The sequence below is a fragment of the Ureibacillus manganicus DSM 26584 genome (genome assembly GCF_000772945.1).
GTDB lineage: Bacteria > Bacillota > Bacilli > Bacillales_A > Planococcaceae > Ureibacillus > Ureibacillus manganicus.
This window is the reverse complement of the sequence record NZ_JPVN01000001.1, coordinates 123693-136575: the sequence shown is the minus strand read 5'-3', so window position 1 is coordinate 136575 and position 12883 is coordinate 123693. Positions and strand designations below refer to the sequence as shown.

11 protein-coding genes, 1 pseudogene and 1 other annotated feature are annotated in these 12883 nt (G+C 34.4%); all 12 genes and pseudogenes read left to right on the top strand.

Features of this window, described 5'->3' with window-relative positions; genetic code table 11:
* The first annotated feature begins 41 nt into the window (after window positions 1–41).
* The 12 genes and pseudogenes from ftsZ (at window position 42) to CD29_RS00595 (ending at window position 12600) form a co-directional block, all read left to right on the top strand.
* Window positions 42–1193, top strand: a complete 1152-nt coding sequence (ftsZ, locus tag CD29_RS00650) for a cell division protein FtsZ (protein WP_036181769.1) — start codon at window positions 42–44, stop codon at window positions 1191–1193.
* A 321-nt stretch (window positions 1194–1514) separates the two neighbouring features.
* Window positions 1515–2339 (top strand): sigma-E processing peptidase SpoIIGA, encoded by an 825-nt coding sequence (locus CD29_RS00645; RefSeq protein ID WP_036181765.1) that lies wholly within the window; start codon window positions 1515–1517, stop codon window positions 2337–2339.
* A gap of 42 nt (window positions 2340–2381) precedes the next feature.
* Window positions 2382–3089, top strand: coding sequence for an RNA polymerase sporulation sigma factor SigE (gene sigE / locus CD29_RS00640; RefSeq protein ID WP_036181762.1), 708 nt, complete (start codon window positions 2382–2384; stop codon window positions 3087–3089).
* Window positions 3090–3321: 232 nt separating this feature from the next.
* A complete protein-coding gene (gene sigG, locus CD29_RS00635; RefSeq protein ID WP_081976105.1) occupies window positions 3322–4101 on the top strand; it encodes an RNA polymerase sporulation sigma factor SigG in 780 nt (259 codons plus the stop codon).
* Between the two features lie 158 nt (window positions 4102–4259).
* Window positions 4260–4499, top strand: a complete 240-nt coding sequence (locus tag CD29_RS00630; protein WP_036181757.1) for a PRC-barrel domain-containing protein — start codon at window positions 4260–4262, stop codon at window positions 4497–4499.
* 72 nt (window positions 4500–4571) lie between these two features.
* The gene (locus CD29_RS00625; protein WP_036181754.1) at window positions 4572–5240 is read left to right on the top strand and encodes a YggS family pyridoxal phosphate-dependent enzyme; all 669 of its coding nucleotides are present in this window, start codon (window positions 4572–4574) and stop codon (window positions 5238–5240) included.
* A 16-nt stretch (window positions 5241–5256) separates the two neighbouring features.
* Window positions 5257–5715 carry a cell division protein SepF gene (locus CD29_RS00620; protein ID WP_036181752.1) on the top strand — a complete coding sequence of 153 codons (459 nt, stop codon included), beginning with the start codon at window positions 5257–5259 and terminating at the stop codon, window positions 5713–5715.
* A 21-nt stretch (window positions 5716–5736) separates the two neighbouring features.
* Window positions 5737–6021, top strand: coding sequence for a YggT family protein (locus CD29_RS00615; protein ID WP_036181750.1), 285 nt, complete (start codon window positions 5737–5739; stop codon window positions 6019–6021).
* Window positions 6022–6172: 151 nt separating this feature from the next.
* Window positions 6173–6958: a YlmH family RNA-binding protein gene (locus CD29_RS00610; protein ID WP_036181748.1), complete on the top strand. Its 786-nt coding sequence runs from the start codon at window positions 6173–6175 to the stop codon at window positions 6956–6958.
* A 95-nt stretch (window positions 6959–7053) separates the two neighbouring features.
* Window positions 7054–7560, top strand: a pseudogene (locus CD29_RS00605) (DivIVA domain-containing protein); the annotation flags it as partial.
* Window positions 7561–7764: 204 nt separating this feature from the next.
* Window positions 7765–8044 (top strand) — a binding site (T-box leader).
* A gap of 63 nt (window positions 8045–8107) precedes the next feature.
* Entirely contained in the window at window positions 8108–10867 is a 2760-nt protein-coding gene (gene ileS / locus CD29_RS00600) for an isoleucine--tRNA ligase (protein WP_036181745.1), read from the top strand.
* Between the two features lie 281 nt (window positions 10868–11148).
* Entirely contained in the window at window positions 11149–12600 is a 1452-nt protein-coding gene (locus CD29_RS00595) for an IS1182 family transposase (protein WP_036181743.1), read from the top strand.
* Window positions 12601–12883: the final 283 nt, after the last annotated feature.

The following is a 12883-nucleotide window of genomic DNA, read 5'->3' as shown; positions in this document are numbered from 1 at the left end:
AAACTGTAAATTTTACGACTAGTGTGGTAGGAGGAAGAACAATGTTGGAATTTGATACATCTATCGACCAGCTAGCTAACATCAAGGTAATTGGCGTTGGTGGCGGCGGTAATAATGCGGTAAATAGAATGATTGAACATGGAGTACAGGGTGTTGACTTTATTGCGGTTAATACTGATGCTCAAGCTTTAAATCTATCAAAAGCTGAATATAAATTACAGATTGGTAACAAGTTAACGCGTGGATTAGGTGCAGGTGCAAATCCAGAGGTTGGTAAGAAAGCGGCTGAAGAAAGCCGTGAACAAATCGAAGAAGTACTTCGTGGTGCTGATATGGTCTTTGTTACTGCAGGAATGGGAGGCGGTACAGGAACAGGTGCTGCACCTGTAATTGCTTCCATTGCTCGTGACTTAGGTGCACTAACTGTTGGGGTAGTCACTCGTCCGTTTTCATTTGAAGGGAAGAAACGCCAAACTCAAGCAATCGGTGGTATTTCTGCGATGAAAGATGCAGTAGATACACTTATTGTCATTCCGAACGATAAATTATTACAAATTGTAGATAAGAACACTCCAATGCTAGAAGCTTTCCGTGAAGCTGATAACGTTTTACGCCAAGGTGTTCAAGGTATTTCAGATTTAATCGCAACACCAGGTTTAATTAACTTGGATTTTGCTGACGTAAAAACAATTATGTCAGACAAAGGTTCTGCGCTAATGGGTATCGGTATTGCAACTGGTGAAAATCGCGCTACAGAAGCTGCGAAAAAAGCAATTTCAAGTCCACTTTTAGAAACATCAATCGATGGTGCAAAAGGTGTGATAATGAACATTACAGGTGGCTCAAATTTAAGTTTATTTGAAGTGCAAGAAGCTGCGGATATTGTTGCATCTGCATCAGATGAAGAAGTGAATATGATCTTTGGTTCTGTTATTAATGAAAACTTAAATGACGAAATTATCGTTACTGTTATTGCAACAGGATTTACTGAAGAAACAGTTCATCAACAACCAAAAGCACGCTCTATTAATGGTGCAACAAGAAATACACAAACTACTACTAGTCGAGAACGCTTGGAGCAACCTCAAACTGAGCCGATTAGAAGCAATAATAACAACAATCAAGCGAACCAAGCTCAAGAAGAAATTTTAGATATTCCAACATTTTTAAGAAACCGTAATCGAAATCGTTAATTATATAAAAGCAGGGACGCACCTTGAAAGGATAGCTATTCTTTCAAGGTGCGTCCCTGTTTTTTTTTTACAATCTATTTTCTCAGCTGCCATACAAGGAATTTGGAAATTCGATAAACTTCCAAGTTTTTCAATATTTATTAACGAATTCTATGGAGGAAATCATGCGAATCTGCATTAATAATTTCGTTATTTTTGAGTAATATGTCGATTTTCTAAGCTTTATGAAACGCTTTGTCAAAATTATTTTTAGATTATGTACGACCGTTTGACATTTTCTACATCTTTCTAATGATAATCTATCAATAGGAGGACGCTAAAATGATTGGAGAATTACTCGTACTATACAATACGTTATTCAATTACTTTTTATTAAAATTCACACAAGAAATAACGGGGTTGTATGTTAAACGAAGTAGGTTGATCATTAGTGCATTTTGTAGCGGACTTATCGCAAGTATTTTGCATCATTCTTTACTTGGAGCTGTGCTTAGTTTCGTCATTCTAATTGGGGTAGCGTTTTCATTTAACATTCAAACACTATTAAAACAAGGAACTGTACTATTCATTGCAACATTTTTTCTTGGCGGCTTATTAACAAGTTTATTGCCTTTCTTACTCAAACAATCTGATTTTCTGTTTTTTATCTTCTGTACGTCTATTGCATTCATAAGTTTATCTGCGATTCATCTAAAGTGGAGAAGTATGAAACAGGAGAAAATTCAGCATTCGTTTGTTGTAGATTGTGAATTACAACTTTTACAAAAAGAATATCAATTAAAGGGTTTTATAGATACAGGTAATGAATGCTTGGAGCCGATGAGTCAAAAACCAGTGCATTTCCTCTCGTATTCTGCAGTATCGAAAAATTTACCGAGTGAATTCCACGATGCTTTGCTAAATTGGGATGAAAAAAACCCATATCAGTTAGGAATGTTTCCATCAAATGTTTACCCTAAAATTCGAATTTTGACACTCTCCACTGTGCAAAAAGAGAAGTCCACAGTACTAGCATTTCGATTTGATCGACTGAAAATAAGTGGAACTACAAATAAAGAAATTTATGATGAATACGTTGTATTTACTCGCCATGATGCGAAGTACCCACAAGATGCACAAATGATATTACACGTTTTAGCGCTTTAACTTCATATGTTTATTGAATTGTTTCATAAAGGGGGAAAATGATTGTTTAAAACGGTAATAGCTTTTTTTCAAAAAATATTCAGTAAGTTTCGTACTAAGGGAACGTACTATATAGGGGGGCACGATTCATTGCCAGTACCATTAACTAGAGAAGAAGAAATGACAGTTATTGAAGCCTTTATGAATGGGGATTTACGAGCTCGCGATACTTTAATCGAAAGAAATTTAAGACTAGTTGTTTATATTGCTAGAAGATTCGATAATACAGGCACACCAATCGAAGATTTAATAAGTATCGGCTCTATTGGACTTATAAAGGCAATCGAAACATTTAACACAGAAAAAAATATAAAACTTGCTACTTATGCATCCCGCTGTATTGAAAATGAAATATTAATGCATTTAAGAAAAACAAGTCGAATGAAAGGTGAAGTCTCTTTAGATGAGCCATTAAATTCGGATCCAGATGGAAATGAGTTATTATTATCAGATATATTAGGGACAGAAGAAGAAATCATCATGAATGATGTTGAGAAAAAGATTGAAAGAGCAACTATGTTCCAAGCTATTAATGGCTTGAGCGAAAGAGAAAGATATATCATGGAGTGTCGTTTTGGGTTAAATGGAAAACAAGAAATGACGCAAAAAGAAGTTGCTGATCATTTAGGAATTTCGCAATCTTACATCTCTCGACTTGAGAAAAAAATCATTTTAGATTTACGTGAACATTTAAATCAGCCGATTTCTTAGTGCGTAAATTATTAACTGAAAATTCTTTCTACTAGCAAATGAGACTAAATAAATATCGATTCCATCAATCATTATATGCACACATTCTCAAATTACCATTGTTTGAACTTGAAAGTTAAGTTGAGTTCATTGGATGAAATTGGACGAATGATTCGTGCATATTCTTTTTTATTCCGGACAAACTTAAAAAACAGTTCAGAGAAATAAAAATAGTTCGGAGGAAAAGAAGATGGTGCGAACAAAAGTAGAGCTTTGTGGTGTTGATACAGCTTCTTTGCCAGTACTAAAACATGAAGAAATGAGAGAGTTGTTTGTTCGGTTACAAAGTGGAGAGGAATGGGTTAGAGATGAGCTTGTTATATGTAATTTACGACTCGTTCTTAGTATCGTAGGTAGATTTTCATATCGTGGCGAACAAGCTGATGACCTGTTCCAAGTAGGCTGTATTGGACTACTAAAAGCAATTGATCATTTTGATTTAAAGCATAATGTTCGATTTTCAACATATGCTGTACCAATGATAATTGGTGAAATTAGAAGACATCTTAGAGATCACCATGCATTAAGAGTTTCTAGGTCTTTAAGGGACATTGCTTATAAAGCAATGCAGGCAAAGGAGAAGTTCATTTCAGAAAACTTATATGAACCAACTATTGAACAATTAGCTGAGATGATTGAAATGAAAAAAGAAGATGTGCTCTATGCACTAGATGCTATACAAGACCCATTATCTTTACAAGAACCAATCTATTCTGATGGGGGAGATGCAGTATTTATTATGGACCAGCTCCGTGATGATGATGTATCAGAAGACCAGTGGGTGGCATATGTTAGTGTGAAAGAGAGTATACAAAAACTTGATGAAAGACAACAGATGATCTTAGCAAAACGATTCTACTATGGCGAAACACAAACAGAAATTGCAAAGTCATTAGGAATTTCACAAGCTCAAATTTCAAGGCTAGAAAAAAATGCGATTGAGACAATGCAAAAAGATTATAAAGTTAACTAATTACTGCATATTTTCACTTAAAAAATAATATATGAAATCATCAAAACAATGACGCACTAGGTTAGGCTTAGTGCGTTTTTATTTTTTATTTGTGTAATGGGACAGCGTAAAATTTTTAGTCGCATTCCTTACTATTAACCGGAGAGGAGAATTAGGTAGTGAGATTTTCAACGGTACAGCAAAAGGAAATTATAGAAGCATCTAGTGGAAGATTTATTGGTTTTATTGTCGATGCGGAAGTCGATGAACAGACAGGGAAAATCGTTTCTTTTCTCGTTTCTGAACCTAAAAAGTTCTTATCTTTTTTACAAGGTGAAGAAGCTGTGATGAAAGTTATGATCAGTGATATATTAGTAATAGGAAAAGATGTGATTTTAGTAAAGTCAGCTTACGATTAGGACGCGCTAATCATTGAAAATTACTATACACATTGATACAATAAGTAAAAAAGAAGTAAAGTTGGGTAATTTATGGCTAAAATTAGTGAAAATTTATCTTATATACAAAATAAAATAGATGAAGCACAAAAGAAACGAAAATATGACGGCCAAGTTTCAATTATTGCCGTAACAAAAGAAGTATCTTCAGAAAGAGCAAGTGAAGCTTTAGAAAATAATCTTTTTCATCTTGGTGAAAACCGACCAGAAGGATTATTGGCTAAAAAAGAAGAAATAAAAGATAAAGCTATTTGGCATTATATCGGATCTTTACAAACTAGAAAAGTTAAACTAGTAATTAATGAAATTGACTATCTACATTCCCTTGACAGACTAAGTTTAGCAGAGGAAATAGAAAAAAGAGCTGAAAACCCTGTCAAATGCTTTGTACAAGCAAATGTTTCTGGAGAACAATCGAAACATGGGTTAGATAAGGAAGATGTCATCCCGTTCATTCAATCCTTAGCCCAATTTACAAAGATACAAGTTGTTGGATTAATGACTATGGCACCAAATACGGAAGATGAGTCTGTTATTAGAAAAGTATTTTCAGATTTAAAACAATTGCAACAAGAAGTTGTCAATTTACATCTACCATACGCACCATGCAATGAACTATCGATGGGAATGTCCAATGATTACGAAATCGCAGTAGAAGAAGGTGCAACATTTGTAAGAATTGGGACAGCGCTTGTTGGATAGAAAGAAGGGAAACTAAATGAGTATGAAAAATAAAATCAAAAATTTCTTTTACTTAGAAGAAGATGAAGAAGATGTACAACCTAGTCAACCTCCAGTAAAACAACAACAACAAGAGCAACCAATTAAAACCCGTGTGAAAAAAGAGCGTAAAACTGAACAAGAGACACCATTTAATGTTGTAAGTATTCAAGCTGCCAATTCATTAAAAAATTCAAAAGTTGTCATCGTAGAACCACGAGTTTATGCCGAAGCACAAGATATTGCAGAGCATTTAAAAAACAAACGTGCCATTATTGTCAATTTACAACGAATCGACCGTGACCAAGGTGTTCGAATCATTGACTTTCTAAGTGGAACAGTTTATGCCTTAGCAGGAGATATACAAAGAATCGGTACAGATATCTTCTTATGTACACCTGAAAATGTTGAGGTTAGTGGCGAAGTATCTAACTATCTATACGATGATATACAATAAATTAGCGAGGTAAAAAAATTTATGGGTTTGTATGAAATACTAAGATTTATATCGTTTTTATTTACTATTTATCAATTTATGATTATTGGTTACATACTAATGTCATGGATACCATCTGCACAAGATTCAAGTATTGGTCGATTACTTGCAAAAGTTGTAGAACCATATTTAGGATTCTTTAGAAAGTTCATTCCACCTATTGGAATGATTGATATTTCACCAATTGTTGCATTGTTATTACTTAACTTCATTCAAAATGGTGTTTATATCGTTGTAGAAAGATTATATATTGCATTCCTATATTAATGTGTATGTATTCTTTCAAAAAGTAAAATCCCTACGATTGTAGGGTTTTTTATTTTTCATTTTATTTAAGAAATCAGATTATAGGCGAGTTGTGCTTTCCTAATAAAATTTTGTGTAGAATATATATTATATAAATTTCAAAGGAGTTATTATGGAACACCTTATCCAACATTTCAGAAAAGATGAGCAACCATTCATAGAACGTGTGATGGAATGGAAACGTGATGTCGAGTATCGTCATGTAATGCGATTAACGGATTTTTTAGATCCAAGGGAACAATTTATTGTTACATCCATTATTAGTCAAAACGATGAGCTTCAACTTCATTCATATGGAGTTTTTGAAGAAGCAGAAAGAAAGAGAATGATTATCGCGCCTTCATATATGGAATTTACTACAGATGATTTTCAAATTTCTATTTTCACAATAGACTATCCTTCAAAATTTTTAACGTTACAACATCGAGATGTGTTAGGTGCTATGCTTTCGCTAGGGATGAGCCGATCCAAATTTGGAGATATAAAAATGATAGATAGTACTATACAATTTGCATTATCTGAGGAAATTGCAGACTATGTGCAAACAAACTTAGTGAGTATTGGCAAAGCAAAAATCCAAATAAGTGCGTTAACAGACGTCGACCAACTTATTGAAAGCAACGAAAAGTGGGTTGAAAAAACGTTAACCGTATCATCTATGCGACTAGACTCCATACTATCATTAGCATTAAAAATATCTCGTGAAAAATCAAAGTTATACATTCAATCAGGAAAAGTAAAAGTAAACTGGACAGTTAGAGAATCAGTTTCTTTTGAAGTACATGATGGGGACGTTTTGTCGATTAGTGGGTTTGGAAGAATAAAAATTTTGAAGATAGAAGGACGCACAAAGAAGGAAAAAATCCGTCTAGTAATAGGCTATTTGGAACAAAAATGAACCTTCTTTGTTAAATTTTATCAAATTATGATGCGAATTTACTTTTTCATCTGTATAATAGAATAAAATGACACGTTTAGAAGGAGTGTAGTTAAATGCCATTATCACCTCTTGATATACATAACAAAGAATTTACTCGTGGCTTTCGCGGTTATGTAGAAGACGAAGTAAATGAATTTCTAGATCAAGTAATAAAAGATTACGAGATTATTTTACGTGAGAAAAAAGAACTTGAAGAAAAAATTAAAACGATGACAGAGCGTATGTCACATTATAATACACTTGAAGAAACACTACAAAAGTCTATTGTTGTTGCCCAAGAAGCAGCCGAAGAAGTTCGACGCAATGCACAACAAGAAGCAAAGTTAATCATTAAAGAAGCAGAAAAAAATGCTGACCGTATTATAAATGAGTCATTAACAAAATCACGTAAAATTGCAATTGAAATTAATGATTTGAAAAAACAATCTAAAGTTTTCCGTAACCGTTTTAAAATGCTAGTAGAAGCTCAATTAGACATGTTAAAATCGGATGATTGGAATACGCTTATGGAATATGATGTAGGGTTAACAGAAATTCAAGATCATAATAGAAACGATGATGAATTCAATTCATATCAAGCGGATAATTACAAAAATAACTCTTTTTATGACGAAGATGAAGATTCAAATAAAAGAGAAGTTACAAATGATGAATTAAATCATTTATTATAATAAAAACAATTGTAATTTGAAAAATTACACTTTTTAGTTGACTGAAATAATTCTTTTTCATATACTGATTCACATATGTGAAATTTGATATGTTATATAGTGTTGATGGAGACAGTACTTTTTGAAGGCTGACAAAAGCGATTCGAGGTTGGTGGAAGCTCGAACATAGTATTCAAAAAAGAAAATCACTCCTGAACTAAATCACTGAAATCCATTATGCTATGATGCACAATATGTGCAACTAATAGTTTGGTAACAGTAAGTGATTTCGTCTACACACGACGTTACAGTGTCTAAGAGGTGAATATTAAGCTTTGCTTAATTTTCGCAAATTAGGGTGGTACCACGGATTGCTAAGCTTTTCGTCCCTTTATGGGATGAGAGGCTTTTTTATTTGTCAAAAATTAACTAAGTAACAAAATAGGAGGAAAACGTAGTGGTAGAGTATAAAGATACATTATTAATGCCTAAAACTGATTTCCCAATGCGCGGAAATTTACCTGCAAATGAACCAAAAGTCCAAGAAAAATGGGATGAGATGGATATTAATGCGTTAGTGAATAAGCGTACAGAAGGACGCCCTCACTTCGTATTACATGATGGACCTCCATATGCTAATGGTGATATCCACATCGGACATGCCCTAAACAAAGTAATTAAAGATATGATTAACCGTCATCGTTCAATGACTGGTTATCACGTACCTTATGTTCCTGGTTGGGATACTCATGGTTTACCAATCGAGCAAGCTTTAACGAACAAAGGTGTAAATCGTAAAGAAATGACTGTTGCTGAATTCCGTAAGCTTTGCGAAGAATACGCATATGAACAAATCGAAAACCAAAAAGGTCAGTTCCGTCGTTTAGGTGTTCGTGGGGACTGGGAAAACCCTTATATCACATTAAAACCAGAGTTCGAAGCAAGACAAATTGAAGTATTCGGAAAAATGGCTGAGAAAGGCTACATTTACAAAGGATTAAAGCCTGTGTACTGGTCACCATCTTCTGAATCTGCATTAGCTGAAGCTGAAATTGAATATAAAGATGTTGAATCGTATTCTATTTATGTTGCATTCGGATTAAAGGATGCAAAGGGTGTAGTACCTGAAGACGCAAAATTCATCATCTGGACGACAACACCTTGGACTATTCCAGCAAACTTAGGAATCTCAGTTAACCCAGAATTTAAATATGCGGTAGTAGCTGCAAATAATGATAAATATATCGTAGCAAAAGATTTAGTTGAAAAAGTTGCAACTGAATTAGGCTGGGAATCTTATGAAATCGTTCAAGAAGTCGAAGGTGCGAATTTAGATCGATTAGTAGCAGAACATCCAATTTATAAACGCGATTCCTTAGTAATGCTTGGCGATCATGTAACAACTGAAGCGGGTACTGGCTGTGTACACACAGCACCTGGCCATGGTGATGATGACTATCAAGTTGGTAAACGTTATGACTTACCTGTATTAAGCCCAGTTGATAATCGTGGATGTTATACTGATGAAGCACCTGGTTTTGAAGGATTATTCTATGAAAAAGCAAATCCTGTAATGGTTGAAAAATTACAAGAGTTAGGTGCATTATTAAAAGTTTCAAAATTCGTTCACTCATACCCACATGACTGGCGTACGAAAAAACCAGTAATTTATCGCGCAACACCACAATGGTTTGCATCCGTTGAAATGTTCCGTGAAGAATTATTACAAGCGGTACGTGATACTGAATTCACACCTGCATGGGGTGAAACACGTCTATATAATATGATTCGTGATCGTGGTGACTGGGTAATTTCTCGTCAACGTGCGTGGGGTGTGCCTATTCCAATTTTCTATGCAGAAAACGAGGAGCCAATTATTACGCCTGAAACAATCGAACATGTATCTAAACTATTCCGTGAACATGGTTCAAACATTTGGTTCCAAAAAGAAGCGAAGGAATTATTACCAGAAGGCTTCACTCATCCAGGAAGTCCAAATGGCAAGTTTACTAAAGAAAACGATATTATGGACGTATGGTTCGACTCAGGTTCAACTCACCAAGGTGTACTAGTTGAACGTGGCATGAAATATCCAGCAGACCTTTACTTAGAAGGCTCTGACCAACACCGTGGATGGTTTAACTCATCATTAATCACATCTGTTGCAATTAACGGCTACGCACCATATAAAGGTCTATTAACACATGGATTTGTACTAGATGGGGACGGCCGTAAAATGTCGAAGTCATTAGGGAATGTAATTATTCCACAAAAGGTTATGGATCAATACGGTGCAGATATTTTACGCCTATGGGTTGCTTCAGTAGATTATACTGGCGACGTACGTATTTCAATGGATATGTTAAAACAAATTTCTGAAGTATATCGTAAAATCCGTAACACTCTACGTTTCTTACACGGTAATGTGTCTGATTTCAATCCTGAAACTGATCGTGTAGCATACGAAGATTTACGTGAAATGGATCAATATATGTACATGCGCTTACAAGACGTGTTAAAACAAGTGCGTGCTGCTTATGATCGTTACGAATTCGCAAATGTATATCACGTTGTAAATAACTTTGTAGCAGTAGAACTTTCAGCATTCTACTTAGATATTGCAAAAGATGTAGTATATATTGAAGGTACAGATAATGCTGCTCGCCGTGCAATGCAAACAGTAATGTATGATACTTTATTAACTTTACTAAAAGTGTTAACACCTATCATTCCTCATACGACGGATGAATTATGGTCTTACTTAAATGCCGAGGAAGCTTCAGTTCAGTTAACAGACTTCCCAGAAGTAGACGAACGCAGTAACTTCCCACAATTACGTGAAAAATGGACGAAAGTAATTACACTTCGTGATGAAGTGTTAAAAGCTTTAGAACAAGCACGTAATGCAAAAGTAATCGGTAAATCATTAGAAGCAAACGTATTAATTTATGCAGATAGCAATGTTGTAGATATTATTAATGACGAAGCTGTAAACTTTGCTCAAATTAACATCGTTTCTCAGTTACAAGTTGTAGGATCTAAAGAATCAGCTCCTGAAAATGCTTTAGTTCTTGAAAAGACTTCGATTGTTATCGAAAAAGCAAACGGAGAAAAATGTGAACGTTGTTGGTCATACTCAGATACAGTAGGACAACATGAGAATCATTCAACACTATGTGCTCGTTGTGCAGATGTTGTTGAAAAGTACTACGTTTAATATTTTTGATGATGCTGAGACATAAGATATTATCAACCAGATGACAGTATTGGATAAAATCAAAATCTGCTAACACTATATTAGAAAGTCGTTCGTTGGAGAGGCAGGTGGAGACTCCTGCAGGACGTAGAAGCAGTCATGAGACCCCGGAGAGCTTTAGCTGAGGCCACTGAAAAAGTCCAAAATTATTAATTTAGGCAGTTGATAGTTCGATTTAATCGAGCTTTCAACTGCCTTTTCCTCTATAATATTAGTATTAAATGTATGTAGGTGGATCCCAAATGATTTCAGATCAAAAAACTCTTAATCTCAGTCCATATTTAGCAATATACGATATTGTGGTACCCAAGGATAACATGCTTCGCCAAATTAATGAACTAGTAGATTTTACGTTCATACTCGAAGAATTGAAAACAAAATATTGTCTTGATAACGGAAGGAACGCAGTTCCTCCAATTAGAATGTTCAAATATTTATTACTCAAATCAATTTTTGATTTATCAGATGTTGATGTAGTTGAACGTTCAAAATATGATATGTCTTTTAAGTATTTCCTCGAAATGTCACCAGAAGATTCCGTAATTGATTCAAGCTCACTAACAAAATTCCGTAAACTCCGTCTCCAAGACCTGGATTTATTAGACATGCTTATCAATAAAACGGTTGAGATTGCATTGCAAAAAGAAATCATTAAAAGTAAAAGCGTTATTGTGGATTCTACTCATACAAAAGCACGTTATATTCAAAAATCACCGAAGGAATTCTTACAGGAAAAATCCAAAAATGTTCGGAAAGCAGTTTATAGAATAGATGAATCGATGAAAGCGAAATTTCCACCTAAAACTACTTCTAACGAAGTAAAAGATGAATTGAATTATTGTAAGGGTGTTATTACTGTAATTGAAAAAGAACCACAAATCGCTAAGATACCTGCCGTTAAGGAAAAATTAAATGTACTAAAAGAAGTTGTAGAAGATTTTTCGGAACATCTAAGCTATTCTACAGATTCAGACGCACGCGTTGGACATAAAACAGAGGACTCTTCATTTTTCGGCTATAAATCACATATTGCAATGAATGATGAACGAATTATTACAGCTGCTATTATAACAACAGGAGAAAAAAATGACGGGAAATATCTACAAGAGTTAATAGAAAAAAGCGAACAAGCAGGAATAGAAATTGATGTAGTTATTGGTGATACAGCGTACTCGGAAAAAGATAATCTTATTTATACGAAAGAAAAAAACATGGCTCTAGTTTCTAAATTACATCCAGTTACTTCAAGGGGTACTCGGAATAAAAAGGATGAATTTGAGTTTAATAAAGATGCGGGGATGTTTGTATGTCCTGCTGGACATATGGCAATCAATAAAAAATTCGAAAATAGAAAAGACAAAAACCCAAGAATGAAATATTTGTTTGATGTAAATAAATGCAAGATTTGTCCGTTCCGCAAGGGATGTTATAAAGAAGGGGCAAAAACAAAAACTTATCATGTAACAATTAAATCAACGGAACATACAGATCAACAAGCATTTCAAAATTCGGAAGAATTTAAAGAATTAGCAAGTACTCGCTATAAAATTGAAGCAAAAAATAGTGAATTAAAGCATAGACACGGGTATGATGTAGCAGCATCCACGGGTTTATTTGGCATGCAAATTCAAGCAGCAACAACGATATTTGCAGTCAATCTCAAGAGAATTCTAAAACTAATAAATGAAAAATAATGAAGAAATAAACTAAGAAATAGGCAACTTTTATTCAAATTCGAATAAAAGTTGCCTATTTTTGAATTCGCCATTTATAATTTTTGAGGATTACAAAATAAACCTTAACTTTTTCAGTGGCCTCGCTTTAGCTCCCGGAGGCTCATGGCTTCCCTGCGGAAAGCGAAGCCTGAATCGGAAACGAACGATCATATATCCAAAAGGTACAGTTCATAAGTGAACTGTACCTTTTCACTTTTGGACTAGCATCTTGTTTCTTTAGTAGGAGAGAATAGCGTTTTAT